This is a genomic window from Rhodococcus sp. 06-470-2 (genome assembly GCF_002258235.1).
In the GTDB taxonomy this organism is placed as follows: domain Bacteria; phylum Actinomycetota; class Actinomycetes; order Mycobacteriales; family Mycobacteriaceae; genus Rhodococcoides.
The window spans coordinates 18,243-34,564 of record NZ_NOYB01000029.1 but is presented as its reverse complement, the minus strand read 5'-3'; the positions used below and the strand labels follow the sequence as shown (position 1 = coordinate 34,564).

The following is a 16,322-nucleotide window of genomic DNA, read 5'->3' as shown; positions in this document are numbered from 1 at the left end:
GGTGTGAACGAGGTCGGCTCGGACTTCCCCGCCACCCTGCTCTGGGAATTCCGACTGTCGTCCCTGGCCACCCAGGCGACCCTGTGGCTGACTCTGGGATTGGCATTCGCGTTCCTCACCGACCGCGCAGTACGCCCGATCCGCCGCGAGGCCGTCGCGGCGTAGCCCGGTTCTGCGTCAATGGACCATTGCACCGTTCAGACGTCTGCAAAGTGCCATTGACGCAGTGTGGCCGGCCCGGTCGGCCGGGGTGAATGGACCATTGCACCGCTCAGACGTGTGCAATGGTCCATTCACGCGTCCGGGGCGAGCGGTCCAGGGGTGAGCGGTCTATGGCTGGGCGGCAGTTGCCCCAGTCGGTTTCTCAGTGACTCTCCGACATCCCGGCCCGCGTCTCGAGTTCGACGAGGATGCGCTCGGCGATCTTGGTCGGGGGCGGACCGATGTCGACGACGATGGCGTTCTCGTCGTCGCCCAGCGGCTCGAGGGTTGAGATCTGGGTGTCGAGCAGCGACGACGGCATGAAGTGGTCCATCCGCGCGTTGAGGCGACCGCTGATCCGATCCTTCGTTCCGGCCAGGTGCACGAAGATCACTTCCGCCCCCTCCCTCGACCCGGCAGCCAGCACGTCCCGATACGTCCGCTTGAGCGCCGAGCACGTCACGATCCCCGATCGCCCCGTGGTGGTGTGGTCGGTGATCCATTCCGCGATCACGTCCAGCCACGGCCATCTGTCCTCGTCGGTCAGCGGCTGACCCGACGCCATCTTGGCCACGTTGGCGTCCGGGTGCAGGTCGTCGCCCTCCTGCAGGTCCCATTTCAGTGCACCTGCGAGGATGCCCGCCACCGTGGACTTGCCCGATCCGGACACTCCCATCACCACGAGTACCGGATGATGTGCTCTACCTGTCGTCTGCGATGCCATCCCTCGATACTGCTCCATCGCGCCCGCCTGGATCGGACAGACGCGAAAAACCGGGCAACCCGTGGGACGATCGACCGGACATGAGCGAGACCAACGACTTCCGCCAACTGCACGATTCGGTGCTCGACGAGCTCGGGCGCGACATCGTCAGCGGCGCGATCCCGAGCGGGACCCGAATCTCGGCAGACGACGTCGCCGTGCGGTTCACCGTGTCGCGGACCGTCGTGCGGGAAGTCGTGCGCGTTCTCGAGTCGCTGGGGTTGCTCACGGTGCGTCGTCGCGTCGGAATCACCGTGCAGGGCTCGGAGAACTGGAATTCACTCGACCCGGTGGTGATCCGCTGGCAACTGGCCGGGCCGGCTCGCGCCGAACAGTTGCTGCTGCTCAGCGAATTACGTTCGGGGATCGAACCTTTGGCAGCCAAGCTGGCCGCCCACCGAGCGACACCCGAGCAATGCGGGGCGTTGACCGCCGCCGTCATCGGAATGTCGTCGACGTCGAGAGCAGCCGACTCCGAGGCCTACCTCGAACACGACTGCAATTTTCATCGCACGCTGCTCGCGGCGTCGGGCAATCCGATGTTGCGATCGATGTCCGACATCGTGGTCGAGGTACTCGCCGGACGTACCCGCCATGCCCTGATGTCGAGGCAGGCCGACCCGGAGGCAATTCGTCTGCACGGGGTGGTCGCCTCGTCGATTCAGTCCGGTGACGCCGACGCCGCACAGCGAGCCATGTTGGCCATCGTCACCAAGTCAGCAGCATCGATGTCGGCGGCCTCGGGTGTGACGCCGTCGCCCGGTCTGGTGCCCGACCAGCAGTGATACACCGAGCGCACAAAGCCAGGTACGCCGAGGCGGGGTTCATCGCCTAGATTCGACGGGTGACTGCTCTCGAATTGCCGCTCGAACTTCGCCGCGCACTCGTTGGAGTAGCTCGGACTCCGCGTCTGCTCGTCGCGTCCGATTACGACGGCACCATGGCGCCGATCGTCTCCGACCCGCAGAAGGCGTTCCCACACCCCGAGTCGGTCAGCGCCATGCGCGGGCTCGCTTCCCTGGCCGGAACCAACGCCGCCGTCATCTCCGGACGCGCCCTGCGTGATCTCGCGATCCTCTCGCGGCTGCCGTCCGAGGTGCAGCTGGTAGGCAGCCACGGCAGCGAGTTCGACGCCGGGTTCGTCAACGCCATCGACGACAACGCAAAGAAGCTCCTCACCGTCATCACCGGCGAACTGCAGGCCATCGCCGACGCCCATCCAGGCGTGAGTATCGAGACCAAGCCGGCCAGCGTCGCGTTGCACGTCCGCAACGCCGAGACCGCCGCAGGCGACGAGGCACTCGCGGCCGTGCGATCCGGCGCGGCTGCGCGGGACGGGGTGCAGGTCACCGAGGGCAAGTCCGTCATCGAGTTGGCGGTCATCGTCACCGACAAGGGCGTCGCGCTCGACATTCTTCGCCACCAGGAAGCCGCTACTGCCGCAGTCTTTTTCGGCGACGACGTCACCGACGAGAAGGCGTTCGGACACCTGCACGGGCCGGACATCGGCGTCAAGATCGGGCCGGGAGACACCCTGGCGGAGTTCCGCATCGACAGCACCGAGCAGGTCGCGCTCGCCCTGGCATTTCTGCTCGAAGAGCGACGCCAGTGGCTCTCGGGAGCCGACGCCCCGCGTATCGAGCGACTGACGATGTTGGCCAGCCCCAATGCCGTTGCACTGCTGACCCCCGACGCCGACGTCACCTGGCTGTGTCACCCCGAACCCGACTCCGCAGCAGTGTTCGCGCACCTGCTCGGCGGCGATCAGGCCGGCCACTTCAGCGTCGGACCCACCCGCGCGTCGCTCCCGCTGAGTCAGCAGTACGTGGACGGCACGATGACGGTGCAGACCAAGTGGGCGAGCTTGCAGGTCACCGATTACCTGCCGCACGACATCGGCCAGGGCCAGACCGCGCTGACGCGAGTCATCACCGGCAAGGCCACCGCCGTGGTCACGTTCGCGCCGCGTCCGGAATTCGGAAAGGCGTGGGCCTCACTCGAACCCGATGTCGACGGCCTACGCGTCCTCGGTACCGCGGATCCGATGGTGCTGCGTAGCCCCGGCGTCGTCTGGAACATCGTCTCCGATGGATCCCAGCAAACCGCACACGCCGAGGTCGATCCCTCCAACGGACCGATCGTTCTCGAATTGCGGCTCGGAACGGATGATCTGAGCGAGCACCCGTGGGCCGAGGTGGAGCGTCGTCGGGCATCGGAGGCGTACTGGAAGGACTGGGCCGACGGCCTGGATCTGCCGCCGCTCAAGCGCGATCTGATGAAGCGATCGGCACTGACTCTGCGCGGCCTGGTGCACGCCGAGTCCGGTTCGATCATGGCGGCCGCCACCACTTCGCTACCCGAAGATATCGGCGGAGTGCGCAACTGGGACTACCGCTACTGCTGGCTGCGCGACGCGGCGTTGACGGCGGCAGCACTGGTCGACGTCGGCTCGACGGCCGAGGCCGAGAACTACCTGTCCTGGATCCACGGAGTACTCGAGTCGGTGTCGGGTCCCGAACGCCTGCACCCGCTGTACACCATCTGGGGCCTCGGCCTGCCACCCGAGGCCGTCATCGACGAGCTGCCCGGTTACGCCGGTTCGCGTCCGGTACGGGTGGGAAATGCTGCCAACCAACAGGTTCAGCTCGACGTGTTCGGCCCCATCGTCGAACTGGTGTCCGCCCTCGCCCATGCACGCAAGGCCGCAGGATCGGAACACGTTCTCTCCGAAGATGACTGGGAACTCGTCCGCGCCATGGTCGAAGCCGTCGAACGTCGCTGGTTCGAACCCGACCACGGTATCTGGGAGATCCGCGACAACCCCCGCCACCACGTCTACTCCAAGGTGATGGGCTGGATCACCGTCGATCGCGCCATCCGACTCGCCGAAACATTCGGCCGTACGACGGAACCCGGCTGGGCCCCTCTGCGCGAGACCATCCGAGAGGAAGTACTCGCCAACGGCTGGAACGAGGAGGTGCAGTCCTTCACCGCCGCGTACGACGGCACCGACCTCGACGCCGCGACCCTGTTCATCGGGCTGTCCGGACTGATCGACCCGGCCGACCCGCGCTTCGCGGCCACCGTCACCGCCACCGAAGCCGAACTGCGCAGCGGCTCGACCGTCTACCGATACCGCCACGACGACGGACTCCCCGGCGGCGAAGGCGGCTTCCACCTGTGCGCGGCCTGGCTGGTGGAGGCATACCTTCTGGTGGGACAGCGCGCCGAAGCCGAAGCCCTGTTCACCCAACTCGTCAGCGCCGCAGGCCCCACCGGACTGCTCAGTGAGGAATACGACCCCATCGCCGAACGATCCCTCGGCAACCATCCGCAGGCCTACAGTCACCTCGGTCTGCTGCGCTGCGCGAGATTGCTCAGCGCCCAGCCTGCTTGACCCCCGCCCCGCCGCACCGCTCCGCTCCGCGTCAATGGACCATTGCATACGTCTGAGCCGTGCAATGGTCCATTCACCCACCCGGGCTCCGCTGCGTGAATGGCACATTGCATACGTCTGAGCCGTGCAGTGGTCCATTGACGCGAAGGCGAGCGGAGCGAGCGGCGGCGGCGAAGGTCAGGCGATTGCGGGCGGTTGTTCCGGCGGCGGTCCAGCGGTTCGGCCGCGGAAGAGTTCGGTCGGCAGGGTTTCGGCGGCGACGATGCCCGAGTGCGAGGACGAGAGCACCAGTTTGCCCGCTCGACGGCCTTTTTCCTCGGCGTCCTGGCGCACGGTGGTGAGGTTCTCGCGGATGGCGTCGGAGATGCCGTCGAATCCGGTGACCGAGAGTTGGCTCGGCACATCGATTCCGGAGACTCTGGCGAAGTTGAGTGCGCCGAGGGCGATGACATCGGTGGTGCAGAGCAGCGCGGTGGTCTCGCGGTTTGCCTGGAGGGCTTGGGCGGCGGCGGAGTGGCCGGAGCGCACGGTGTGGTCGAAGCGTTCGACGACGGTGAGGATGTCCGGGTCGAGTCCGGCGTCGATCATGGCGGCTTGGACTCCGGCGATGCGTTCACGCTGGACGTGGAAGTGACTGTCCGCCAACCGTCCCGGGGGTACGACGCCGTCGCGACGGTCGCGTCCGAGCCGCATGCACAGGACGGCGAGGTGCTCGTGCCCCTGTGAGATCAGATGTGCGGCAAGCATTTTCATTGCGCCGCGGTCGTCGATGGCGACGAGGGCGGCTTCGGGGATGTTGCGGGGTTGGTCGCAGACGACGATCGGCAGATGACGTTCGCGAACCGCAGCGAGGTACGGGTCGTCGTCGGCGACGGAGTAGACGACGAACCCGTCGACTCCGGCCTGTTGCACGACGGCGGCGGCCTGCACGTCGTCGCGTTCGGCACCGGCGGGGATGAGCAGTAGTCCCTGTCCGGCGGCCTCGCAGGATTCGGCGAGTCCGGCGAGGAAGCTCATCGCGGCGGGGTCGCGGAAGGAGTAGCTCAGCGCCTCGGTGAGGAGCAGTCCGATGGCGCCGGCCTTGCGGGTGCGCAGTGATCGCGCGACCGGGTCGGGGCCCGCGTAGCCGCGGCGCTTGGCGGCCTGGAGGACGCGTTCGCGAAGTTCGGGGGAGAGCTGATCGGGTCGGTTGTAGGCGTTCGAGACGGTGGTGCGCGATACCTTCAGCTCGGCTGCGATCGACGCCAACGTCGCTTGACGTCGTGGTTCGCTCGACCTGGCCATAACCGGGACGTTAGTCCCACAACGCATCGCAGAGAAACTCGAGGTCGCCTTCGTCCGATTCGAACAAAGGCCAATCGAACGCTAGAGTACAACGGTAACGGTTTCCATTAGCGTCATGCCTTGCCCTTCAGGAGTACATCGATGTCGTCCATCCGTCGCGCGTCCCGGACCAAACTCACGGCCGCACTCGGCCTGACCTGCGCCGCAGCCCTCACGCTCAGCGCATGCAGCTCAACCGACTCCGCGAGCACCGAGTCTGCCCCGGCCACCCCCGTCGACGGACCGATCACGATCGTCGCGTCGACGAACGTCTGGGGAAGCGTCGCGGAGGCAGTGGCGGGCAACCTGGCCACAGTGACCTCGCTCATCTCCGATCCCTCAGCCGATCCGCACTCCTACGAGGCCAGCCCGGCCGACGCCGCTGCCGTCGCCGAGGCGTCGCTCGTGGTCTACAACGGCGGCGGCTACGACCAGTTCATCGAGGACATCCTCGGATCCGAGGGCAAGGACGTGCCGTCGGTCGATGCGTACACCCTGCTCGACGAGAGCCACGATCACGAGTCCGAGCCCACCTCCGGCGACGCGACGGCCGAAGCAGAGGCAGAGGCAGAGGCAGAGGCAGAGGCAGAGGCAGCGGACGATCACGGCCATTCGCACGGCGAGGTCAACGAACACGTTTGGTACAACGCCGAGGTCGCAGCGCACACCGCCGAGGAGATCGCCGACAAGCTCGGTCAGCTCGACCCCGACAACGCTGCCCAGTACACCGCCAACGCCGAAACGTTCCACGAGCAGGTACACGGCATCACCGACGTGACGGCGAAGATCGCCGCCGATCACCCGGGCGCACCGGTGGCGCAGACCGAGCCGATCGCGCACTACCTGATCGAGGAATCCGAACTCGACGATCGCACTCCCGAGGACTTCAAGGACTCCATCGAGGAGGGCAACGACCCGTCGCCCGCTTCGATCGCCGCGACGCGTGATCTGTTCACCTCGAAGTCCGTCCGCGCTCTGATCTACAACATCCAGACCGAAGATGCTGTGACGCAGGATATTCGCTCCACGAGCGAGGCCGCGGGCATCCCCGTCGTCGAGGTCACCGAGACTCTGCCCGCCGGGATGTCGTACATCGAGTGGCAGACCAAGGCAGCGACGGATCTGCAGGCCGCCCTCGCAACGGCCCCTTGAGCCGATCCGACTCCTGATCTCGGACCGGCTGATGGAAAGCTGTAGTACATGCCTGCTGTAGAACTGCGCGATGCCGGACTGGCGTTCGGCGAGCGCACGCTGTGGCAGAACCTGGACCTGACGGTCGAGAAGGGCGAGTTCGTCGCCGTTCTGGGCCCCAACGGATCGGGCAAGACGTCTCTGCTGAAGGTGCTGCTCGGTCAGAATCACCTCACATCCGGCACGGCCGCGATCGACGGCAATCCCGTCCGTCGCGGCCAGTCGGGCGTCGGCTACGTGCCCCAGCAACGAAACATCGACGACGATCTCCCCCTGCGCGGACGCGATCTCGTCGGGCTCGGCTGGGACGGTCATCGGTGGGGCATGGGCCTGCGCGGCATGCGGCAGCGCAAGGAGACGGTGCAGCGCGCGATCGATCAGGTCGACGCCAACTCCTTCGCCGGAGCGCCGGTCGGCTCGATGTCCGGCGGTGAACAGCAGCGGCTGCGTATCGCCCAGGCACTCGTCGGCGATCCGTCGGTCCTGCTGTGCGACGAACCCCTGCTCAGCCTCGACCTCGCCAACCAATCTCTGGTCTCGAGCCTCATCGATCGTCGACGACGGGAGCACGACACCGCAGTGCTGTTCGTGACCCACGAGATCAACCCGATCCTGCCGCTCGTCGATCGCATCGTCTACATCGTCGACGGCCGGTTCCGTATCGGAACGCCGGAGGAAGTCATGACAACCGAGGTGCTCTCCGAGCTGTACGGCACCGAGGTCGAGGTACTGAAAGTTCGCGGCCGGCTCATCGTCGTCGGCACCGGCGACTCGATCGACGCGCTCGGCTCGGCAGGAGCCCACCATCCGCCCGTGCCGCACGACAGAGAAGACAAGGCATGAACGAGAAGGTTCTCGACGCATTCTCGAAGATGCTCGACTTCGACACCACCGCAAATCTGCTGACCTACGACTTCGTCCAGCAGGCACTGCTCGCCGCCGCGATCCTCGGATTGCTCGCAGGTGCACTCGGTCCGCTGATCGTCAGCCGCCAGTGGGCGTTCGCGGTGCACGGATCGAGTGAGCTCTCGCTCACCGGTGCCTCCGCGGCACTGCTCGTGGGCATCACCGTCGGCCTCGGAGCCATCGTCGGGTCCGTGGTCGCGGCGGTCATGTTCGCCCTGCTCGGCAGCAAGGCCCGCGACCGCGACTCGGTCATCGGCGTGATCATGTCCTTCGGTCTCGGCCTGTCGGTGCTGTTCATCTGGCTCTACCCGGGCCGAACCGGCACCAGCTTCTCGCTGCTCATCGGACAGATCGTCGGCGTCGGACAGAGCGGTATTCAGCTCCTGCTGGTGTGCGCAGTCCTGGTGTTGATCGTCCTCACCGTGGTCTACCGTCCGCTGCTGTTCGCCAGCACCGACCCCGAGGTGGCGCTGGCCCGCGGCGTCCCCGTCCGCGCACTCTCGGTGGTGTTCGCCGTGCTCGTCGGTGTCGCCTGTGCGCTCGGTGTGCAGATCGTCGGCGCGCTGCTGGTGCTCTCGCTGCTCATCACCCCGGCCGCGGCCGCCGCACGGGTGACGGCAAGCCCGCTGAAGGCGACGCTGCTGTCGATCGTCTTCGCCGAGATCGCCGCCGTCGGCGGCATCCTGCTCTCCCTTGCTCCCGGCCTGCCGGTCTCGACGTTCGTCACCACCATCTCCTTCGTGATCTACCTCGTGTGCCGCGCGATCGGCGGAACCCGCAAGGCCAATTCCGGACGACTGGTCGCCGCCTAGGATGTCGAGGGTGTCCATCGACCTCAACGCCGATCTCGGCGAGAGCTACGGTGCGTGGACTCTAGGCGACGACGACGCGATGCTCGCCCTGGTCTCGAGTGCCAACGTTGCGTGCGGCTTCCATGCCGGCGATCCCACCACTCTGCTGCGGACGTGCCGCTCGGCCGCGACAGCGGCGGTACGAATCGGAGCGCAGGTGGGCTACCACGACCTCGCCGGGTTCGGCAGGCGCTTTCTCGACGTCTCCCCCGCCGACCTGACCGCCGACGTGATCTATCAGATGGGTGCCCTCGACGCACTTGCTCAGGTTGCCGGATCGGCCGTCGCCTACGTCAAACCGCACGGCGCGCTGTACAACGCGATCGTGCGCCACCGCGGCCAGGCCAAGGCCGTGGTCGACGCCGTTCTCGCCTACGACCCCACGCTGCCGGTGCTCGGCCTGCCCGGCTCGGTGTTCCTCGAGGAAGCCGAACGAGCCGGACTGCGCACTGTCGCAGAGGCTTTCGCCGACCGCGCGTACACCCCGCAGGGAACGCTGGTGTCCCGCTCGGAACCCGGTGCCGTACTGTCCGATCCCGACGCCGTCGCCCAGCGCGTGTTGACCATGATCACCGACGGCACGACCCTGGCTGTCGACGGCACGCGCATCGATGTCGGGGCGGAGTCGATCTGTCTGCACGGCGACTCCCCCGGCGCGGTCGCGATGGCCGCGGCCGTATCGAACCTGTTGCGCGCCAACGGTATCGACATCTCTGCATTCGTCCGATGAGGGTTCACCCGGCCGGTGAGGACGCACTGCTGGTCGAATTCGACGGGCTGGACGAGACGATGGCGTACTACCGCTCTCTGACGGCCGGCCCACCCGCGGCGGTCGTGGATCTGGTACCAGCCGCACGCACGGTCCTGGTGATGTTCGACGGGCCGAAGCAGCCGGTTCTGGACTGGATCGCGGCCACCGAACCCGCAGTCACAACCACCGACGACCGGTCCGACACCGTGACGATCTCGGTGGTCTACGACGGCGAGGATCTCGACGAGGTTGCCCGACTGACCGGCCTGCCCACCGCCGACGTCGTTGCCGCCCATGTCGATCAGACGTGGACCGTTGCGTTCGGCGGTTTCGCACCCGGCTTCGGCTACCTCGTCGGCACCGATGCACGACTGCATGTTCCGCGGCGCACGTCGCCGCGCACCAGCGTTCCGGCCGGTTCGGTGGGCCTGGCGGGTGAGTTCTCGGGCATCTATCCGCGCTCCTCCCCCGGCGGGTGGCAACTGATCGGACGCACCGACGCTCGGTTGTGGGATCTCGACCGCGATCCACCCGCGCTGCTGCGGCCCGGCACCATCGTCCGATTCGAGCAGGCATGAGAGCCCTGACCGTTCTGCAGACGGGACCACTGTGCACCGTCCAGGATCGCGGACGACCCGGATTCGCGTCGATCGGCGTCGGTCGCTCGGGTGCCGCAGACCGACTCTCGCACGATGCCGCGAACCGATTGGTGGGCAACGACTCCGACGCCGCCACACTGGAAGCGACCTTCGGTGGCCTGAAGGTCCGCGCCGAGTTCGACGCTCTCGTGGCCGTCACCGGGGCGCACGTGATCTGCCGCGTGGACGGCACAGAGCAGGGACTGTTCTCGACCATCACCCTCAGAGCCGGACAGACACTGGAATTGTCCGCGCCCACATGGGGTCTGCGCAGCTACGTTGCCGTGCGGGGTGGGATCGACGTTCCTACCGTCCTCGGCAGTCGGTCGACGGACACGATGTCCGGCATCGGCCCGGCCCTTCTCTCTCCTGGCGATGTTCTGAACGTCGGTAACGGCAGCGCCGAATGGCCTGCTGCAGATTTCGTGCCGCCGCCCACGCTCCACGAGACCTTGCACGTGAAGTTCGGGCCGCGTAACGGCTGGTTCACCGAGCACGCCTCGAAGACGCTGGTGCAGCAGCCGTGGACGGTCACACCGGACACCGATCGCGTCGGGATCAGGCTCGACGGATCCGAGCCCCTGGCCCGCGCAATCGACGGTGAATTATCCAGTGAGGGAATGGTTCTCGGGTCTCTGCAGGTTCCCCCGTCAGGGAAGCCCGTGCTGTTTCTCGCCGACCATCCCGTCACAGGCGGATATCCGGTGATCGCCGTCGTCACCGCAGCCGACGTGTCCGTGGCCGCGCAGTTGACCCCCGGCACTCTGGTGCGCTTCCGCGCTATCGGTTGATTCCGGCAGCGGCGGGACAGATTTCACGAATGCTGCGTCGCAATGCATCGGACATCCGGTCGGGCAGTCCGAGCGGCCGAACCATGGCATCGGCCTGGTGGAACAGGTGCGTCCATCCGTCGATCAGCTCGATGTCTCGATCGGCGGCGTAGGACTCGGCGGCGTTGCGCATGTCGGCGTAGACGAAGTCGTACACCGTTGCCGTCGGTGCCAGTTCACCTGCGCCCCAGGCGAGCTGATCCTCCGAGCCGTCTCGTCCGATGGGCGTCGCATTGATCACCAGGTCGTAGGAGCCCAGATCCACTGCTCGATCCGACCAGTCGACGACCGCGACGGAACCGTCGTACCCGTCGAGTTCGGCGACGAGAGCCGCCGCTGCACGACGGTCGACATCCGAGACCACCAGCCTGTCGATGCGGGCGTGCAAGGCGAATGCCGCAGCATGCGCGGCACCACCGGCTCCGAGCAGAAGTACCGATCCGAAGGTACGTCCCGCGGTCGCGGCTCGGACCGCCGCGATGTCGGTGTTCATGGCGAACAGCGCACCCGAACGCAGGAACAGCAGATTCGCCACCCCCGAGACCGTCACATCCGGATCGGCCTCGTCGGCAACCGTTGCGGCCCAGTGCTTCCAAGGCATCGTCACGTTCGCAGCATCGGTGCGGCCGCCCCGGAGAGCCTTCTCGACGTCGGGTAGGCCGGCGGCGTCGACGACCTCCCAGGCGTCGTAACTGGACGAGACCTCGGCGATCTCGAACGCACGCGTCCACAGCGCGGGTGACATCGCGGTGGACGCGTGCGAACCGACCAGGGTCAGCGAGCTCATACCGACTTCGAGACACGCTCTGCAACAACACCTTCTGCTGCAGGAGCCTGTACGGAGACGGACGTGACGTCGGAGGAACCCATGTTCTTCATCAGCGCTGCGACCACGGCCGAGATGATGCATCCCAGGGCCAGGTACGCCGCGACGTAGTGCCAGGAGCCGTCGTTCCAGCTCACCAGAGCGGCCGCGATGAACGGGGTGAAGCCACCGGCGATCGCGCTGGCGACCTGATATCCCACACCGGCACCGCTGTAGCGCAGTTCCGGGCCGAACATCTCGGTGAACAGGGGCTGCTGCACCGAGACCACCATGTCGTGCGAGACGTTGACCAGGATGACGGCGAGGATCACGATGGCGACCACCGAGGCCGCTTGCAAGGAGAGGAAGAACGGCACGGCAGCCAGTGCGCCCACGACGGCACCGGTGACGAAGATCGGCTTGCGGCCGAAGCGGTCGGCGACCGCCGCGTAGGCCGGGATGCTCAGGATGCCGATGGCACCGACCAGCAGCGCGACGTTGAGCATGAACTGGCGCTCGTAGCCCAGTTCGTTGACGGTGTAGCTGAGCGCGAAGGTGGTGACGATGTACATGGTGAACAGCTCGGCCATGCGCAGCGCGATGATCTTGAGGAACGAACCGGGGTGCTCGGTGATCGCCTGGATGACCGGCAGCTTCTTCTTCTCACCGCTCTCCTCGACTGCCTGCTCGAACACGGGCGATTCCTCGACACCGGATCGGATCCACAGGCCGAACAGTACGAGCACCGCGCTGGCCAGGAACGGTACGCGCCAGCCCCAGCTGGTGAATGCGTCATCGCTGAGCAGGTTGCTCATGATGGTGACCGCGCCGGTGGCGAGGATGAGGCCGACGGAGTAGCCGACCTGGACGCCACTGCTGTAGAACGCCTTCTTCTTCGCCGGCGCACTCTCGACGGCCATCAGCGATGCTCCGCCCCATTCACCGCCGACGGCGAAGCCCTGGATCGCGCGCAGCAGCACCAGCAGCAGCGGTGCGAACCAGCCGATCGACTCGAAGTTGGGAACCAGACCGATCAGGGCCGTTGCGACGCCCATCAGCAACATGGTCCAGATCAGCATCCGCTTGCGTCCGAGGCGGTCACCGAAGTGGCCGAAGAAGATTCCGCCGAGGGGCCGGAAGAGGAAGCCGACACCGAAGGTCGCGAACGCGGCCATCACACCCACTGCGGGCGAGACGCTCGGAAAGAACTGGGAGTTGAACACCAGCGCGGCGATGATGCCGTACAGCAGGAAGTCGTACCACTCGACCACGGCACCGACGAAGCTGCCGATGGCAGCTTTCCGTGCTCTGGATCCGTCCGCGACTGCGACGTCAACGTTCACTTGTCGGCCCTTCGATTTTGTGCGCATCGCGCACAGTTGTTTGTTATTCGCACAACTGTAACCAGAGGCAGCTCTTGTGGTCAAGACCACAAGCACGGAGCGGTGTGATGCAGCGTGATCAGGGCGATGAGGCAGACTCGAACCATGACGGCCGAGATCGCCCCCGACGACCAGCGCCCCGCCTGGTTCGTGCAGTCACTCGAACGAGGCCTGAGCGTGCTGCAGTGCTTCGACGACGCACATCCCGCCCGCACTCTGACCGAGGTCGCCGGGGCCGTCGGAGTCACACGAGCTACGGCCCGCCGACTGCTGCTGACGCTGGCCGAACTGGGATTCGTCCGCCAGGACGGCCGTCGGTTCACCCTCACCCCACGAGTGATGAACCTGGGCTTCACGTTCCTGTCCGGAATGGACCTGCCGCGTTTGGCCGAACCCCACATCGAAACGCTCGCACGTCAATTGGGCGAAACGACTTCGGTGGCGATCCTCGACGGATTCGACATCGTCTACGTCGCGCGCGTTCCGTCGTCGCGCATGCTGCGGGTCGTCATCACATTGGGCACTCGATTCCCCGCGCACGCAACGTCTTCGGGTCGAGTGCTGCTCGCAGCGCTGCCCGAGAGCGAGCTGGAGCGTTACTTCGCCGACGCGCCCATCGAAGCCCTCACCCCGCGCACGCTCGTCGATCGAGACGCACTACGTGCCGAGATCGACCGAGTGCGCGCAGCCGGGTGGTCCGAGGTGGTCGACGAACTGGATGTCGGAATGCGTGCTGCTGCAGTGCCTTTGCGGAACAGCAACGGCACCGTCGTGGCCGCGCTGAACACGTCACTGCACGCGAGGAATTACACCGACACCGACATGGTCCAGACCGTGATCCCGGCGATGCACGACACCGCCGCCCGCATCAGAACCTAGGTCTACCCGCGGCGTTGCCGAGCTATGTCGGCCAGCACGACGCCTGCGGCGACGGACGCGTTGAGCGATTCCACCGGCCCCGCCATCGGGATCGACAGAATGTGATCGCAGGTCTCGCTGACAAGACGCGACAGGCCCTTGCCCTCGGAACCGACGACGATGACGACCGGCCCCTTACCGTCGAAGGTGTCGAGTTCGGTGTCGCCGCCCGCGTCGAGACCGACGACGGTGACGCCCTTGGACTGCCAATCCTTCAGTGTGCGAGTCAGATTCACTGCTCGCGCGATGGGCAGGCGAGCTGCGGCACCGGCACTGGTTCGCCATGCCACTGCCGACACGCTCGCGCTGCGCCGCTGCGGAATCACCACGCCGTGACCGCCGAAAGCGGCCACCGAACGCACGACGGCACCGAGGTTGCGCGGGTCGGTGATGTTGTCGAGAGCCACGAGCAGAGCCGGCTCCTGGTGCGTGCGCGCGTTCGAGATCAGATCGTCGGGGTGCGCGTAGCGGTACGGCGGCACCTGCAGGGCCAGGCCCTGGTGCAATCCGTTGGCGCTGAGCTTGTCCAGATCAGAGCGAGGAACTTCGAGGATGGAGATCCGCGCATCGCCTGCGCGCTGCACGGCTTCCTTGAGGCGATCGTCGCTGTCGGTACCGACGGCAACCCACAGTGCGGTGGCGGGCACGCCTGCCCGCAGGCACTCGACGACCGGGTTGCGGCCCAATACCACCTCGGGACCGTCTTCGGCCTTGCGTCCGGCCGGCCTGCCACCCGCGCGGCCACCGGTGCTGCCGCCACGATTCTGCGCGGACTTCTCGGCGAGCTTGGCCCGACGCGCGGCGGGATGCTTGGTGCGCTCGGAGGCGGGAGGCGTCGCCCCACGACCCTCGAGGCCCTTACGACGCTTGCCGCCGGAACCGGCGACCTGCCCCTTCTTGGTGCCGTCCTTGCGGATCGCGCCGCGCCTACTCGAATTGCCTGCCATCACAAACCTGCTTCGTCGGTCTTGCTCGTACCCAGCGACCATTCGGGCCCGTTGGGTGTATCTGTCACGTCGACTCCGGCCTTCGCCAGTCGTGTCCGTATGTCGTCGGCAGTGGCCCAGTCCTTGGCCGCCTTCGCCGATGCTCGACGCTCCAGCTCGGCCTCGACCAACACGCCGAGAGCGCCGAGGGCGGCCGAGTCGGAACCGCTGTCGCGGCTCCAATGCGGATCGAGCGGATCGACACCGAGGATGTCGAGCATCGCTCGCACGCTGCCCGCGTACTCCGCCGCAGCCGGTAGATCGCCGGACTCGAGTGCTGTGTTGCCGAGTGTGACGGTGGCGTGAATCTCAGCCAACGCCTTGGGAACTCCGAGGTCGTCGTCGAGGGCCTCGGCGAACCCGGCGGTCCACTTGCCCATCGGTACCTCACCGGCACGTTCGACGGCTCGACGGACGAACCCTTCGATACCCCGGTACGTCACGGCGGCGGTCTCGAGAGCGGTGTCGGAGTACTCGAGCATCGACCGATAGTGCGCACCACCGAGGTAGAACCGAAGCTCTTGCGGCCGAACCCTCTCGAGTACGTTCGGTACCGAGAGAACGTTGCCGAGAGACTTCGACATCTTCTCCCCGCCCATCGTCACCCACCCGTTGTGCAGCCAGTACTGCGAGAAGCCGTCACCGGCCGCCATGGACTGCGCCCGCTCGTTCTCGTGGTGCGGGAACACCAGATCGAGGCCGCCGCAATGGATGTCGAACTCCGAGCCGAGGTAGTTCTCTGCCATCGCCGAGCATTCGAGATGCCAGCCCGGGCGGCCGGGACCCCACGGCGTCGGCCACGACGGCTCGCCGGGCTTCGCGCCCTTCCACAGCGTGAAGTCGCGGGGATCACGCTTGCCCTCGGCGACGCTCTCGCCCTGGTGCACGTCGTCGAGCTTGTGCCCGGACAGTGCGCCGTAGCTCGGGAAGCTCTGCACGTCGAAGTAGACGTCACCGCACGAATCGGCGTAGGCGTGGCCGCGTTCGATCAGGCGCTCGATCATCTGCACCATCTGGGTGATGTGCCCGGTCGCGCGCGGCTCCGCCGACGGCGGCAGCACCCCGAGCCGGTCGTACGCCCAGGTGAAGGACCGCTCGTAGGTCGCGGCCCACTCCCACCACGGACGGCCTGCGTCGCGTGCCTTGTTGAGGATCTTGTCGTCGATGTCGGTGACGTTGCGTACGAACGCCACGTCGTAATCGTGCGCCAGCAACCAGCGGCGCAGTACGTCGAAGGCGACGCCGCTGCGCACGTGGCCGATATGCGGTTCGCCCTGCACCGTCGCCCCACACAGGTACACCGATACATGGCCAGGGACCAAGGGGGTGAATTCCCGCAGGGCCCTCGTCTCGGTGTCATGCAGGCGAAGGGTCACGACC

General features: G+C 66.6%; 16 protein-coding genes. 10 read left to right on the top strand and 6 right to left on the bottom strand.

All coding sequences use genetic code 11. The features are described from left to right. Positions 1-165: CbtA family protein (locus tag CH276_RS14425; RefSeq protein ID WP_141214720.1), on the top strand; the 165-nt coding region annotated here is incomplete at its 5' end. 199 nt (positions 166-364) lie between these two features. Here the strand turns inward: CH276_RS14425 and CH276_RS14420 are convergent. Next, a complete protein-coding gene (locus CH276_RS14420) occupies positions 365-925 on the bottom strand; it encodes a gluconokinase (RefSeq protein ID WP_032397181.1) in 561 nt (186 codons plus the stop codon). Positions 926-1,005: 80 nt separating this feature from the next. Between CH276_RS14420 and CH276_RS14415 the strand changes: the two genes are divergently transcribed. After that, positions 1,006-1,749 carry a FadR/GntR family transcriptional regulator gene (locus tag CH276_RS14415; protein WP_032397182.1) on the top strand — a complete coding sequence of 248 codons (744 nt, stop codon included), beginning with the start codon at positions 1,006-1,008 and terminating at the stop codon, positions 1,747-1,749. A 59-nt stretch (positions 1,750-1,808) separates the two neighbouring features. Beyond that, the gene (otsB, locus tag CH276_RS14410) at positions 1,809-4,361 is read left to right on the top strand and encodes a trehalose-phosphatase (RefSeq protein ID WP_094628436.1); all 2,553 of its coding nucleotides are present in this window, start codon (positions 1,809-1,811) and stop codon (positions 4,359-4,361) included. Between the two features lie 177 nt (positions 4,362-4,538). On the opposite strand, the gene CH276_RS14405 is transcribed toward otsB, so the two are convergent. Beyond that, a complete protein-coding gene (locus tag CH276_RS14405; protein WP_032397184.1) occupies positions 4,539-5,645 on the bottom strand; it encodes a LacI family DNA-binding transcriptional regulator in 1,107 nt (368 codons plus the stop codon). Positions 5,646-5,786: 141 nt separating this feature from the next. Here CH276_RS14405 and CH276_RS14400 point away from each other — a divergent pair, with 141 nt between their 5' ends. The 6 genes from CH276_RS14400 to CH276_RS14375 are packed head-to-tail and all read left to right on the top strand — an operon-like array spanning position 5,787 to position 10,812. Then, a complete protein-coding gene (locus tag CH276_RS14400; RefSeq protein WP_094628438.1) occupies positions 5,787-6,836 on the top strand; it encodes a metal ABC transporter solute-binding protein, Zn/Mn family in 1,050 nt (349 codons plus the stop codon). A gap of 48 nt (positions 6,837-6,884) precedes the next feature. Further along, the gene (locus tag CH276_RS14395) at positions 6,885-7,718 is read left to right on the top strand and encodes a metal ABC transporter ATP-binding protein (protein WP_032397185.1); all 834 of its coding nucleotides are present in this window, start codon (positions 6,885-6,887) and stop codon (positions 7,716-7,718) included. Continuing rightward, complete coding sequence (locus tag CH276_RS14390) at positions 7,715-8,593, top strand: metal ABC transporter permease (protein ID WP_032397186.1); 879 nt, start codon at positions 7,715-7,717, stop codon at positions 8,591-8,593. The genes CH276_RS14395 and CH276_RS14390 overlap by 4 nt, the downstream gene beginning before the upstream one ends. Before the next feature lies 1 nt (position 8,594). Then, the gene (locus tag CH276_RS14385) at positions 8,595-9,362 is read left to right on the top strand and encodes a LamB/YcsF family protein (RefSeq protein WP_094628440.1); all 768 of its coding nucleotides are present in this window, start codon (positions 8,595-8,597) and stop codon (positions 9,360-9,362) included. Further along, the gene (locus tag CH276_RS14380) at positions 9,359-9,961 is read left to right on the top strand and encodes a 5-oxoprolinase subunit B family protein (protein WP_094628442.1); all 603 of its coding nucleotides are present in this window, start codon (positions 9,359-9,361) and stop codon (positions 9,959-9,961) included. Before CH276_RS14385 ends, CH276_RS14380 begins: the two co-directional genes overlap by 4 nt. Then, positions 9,958-10,812, top strand: coding sequence for a biotin-dependent carboxyltransferase family protein (locus CH276_RS14375; RefSeq protein ID WP_094628444.1), 855 nt, complete (start codon positions 9,958-9,960; stop codon positions 10,810-10,812). Before CH276_RS14380 ends, CH276_RS14375 begins: the two co-directional genes overlap by 4 nt. Here the strand turns inward: CH276_RS14375 and CH276_RS14370 are convergent. Next, positions 10,802-11,638, bottom strand: coding sequence for a shikimate dehydrogenase family protein (locus CH276_RS14370; RefSeq protein WP_094628446.1), 837 nt, complete (start codon positions 11,636-11,638; stop codon positions 10,802-10,804). The genes CH276_RS14375 and CH276_RS14370 overlap by 11 nt on opposite strands. Next, positions 11,635-12,999: a shikimate transporter gene (gene shiA / locus CH276_RS14365; protein ID WP_230596973.1), complete on the bottom strand. Its 1,365-nt coding sequence runs from the start codon at positions 12,997-12,999 to the stop codon at positions 11,635-11,637. The genes CH276_RS14370 and shiA overlap by 4 nt, the downstream gene beginning before the upstream one ends. 144 nt (positions 13,000-13,143) lie before the next feature. Between shiA and CH276_RS14360 the strand changes: the two genes are divergently transcribed. Further along, positions 13,144-13,917, top strand: coding sequence for an IclR family transcriptional regulator domain-containing protein (locus CH276_RS14360; protein ID WP_052050010.1), 774 nt, complete (start codon positions 13,144-13,146; stop codon positions 13,915-13,917). A 2-nt stretch (positions 13,918-13,919) separates the two neighbouring features. On the opposite strand, the gene rlmB is transcribed toward CH276_RS14360, so the two are convergent. Both rlmB and cysS read right to left on the bottom strand, forming a co-directional pair. Beyond that, positions 13,920-14,903, bottom strand: coding sequence for a 23S rRNA (guanosine(2251)-2'-O)-methyltransferase RlmB (gene rlmB / locus CH276_RS14355; protein ID WP_032397190.1), 984 nt, complete (start codon positions 14,901-14,903; stop codon positions 13,920-13,922). Further along, complete coding sequence (gene cysS, locus CH276_RS14350; RefSeq protein WP_032397416.1) at positions 14,903-16,318, bottom strand: cysteine--tRNA ligase; 1,416 nt, start codon at positions 16,316-16,318, stop codon at positions 14,903-14,905. Before cysS ends, rlmB begins: the two co-directional genes overlap by 1 nt. Positions 16,319-16,322: the final 4 nt, after the last annotated feature.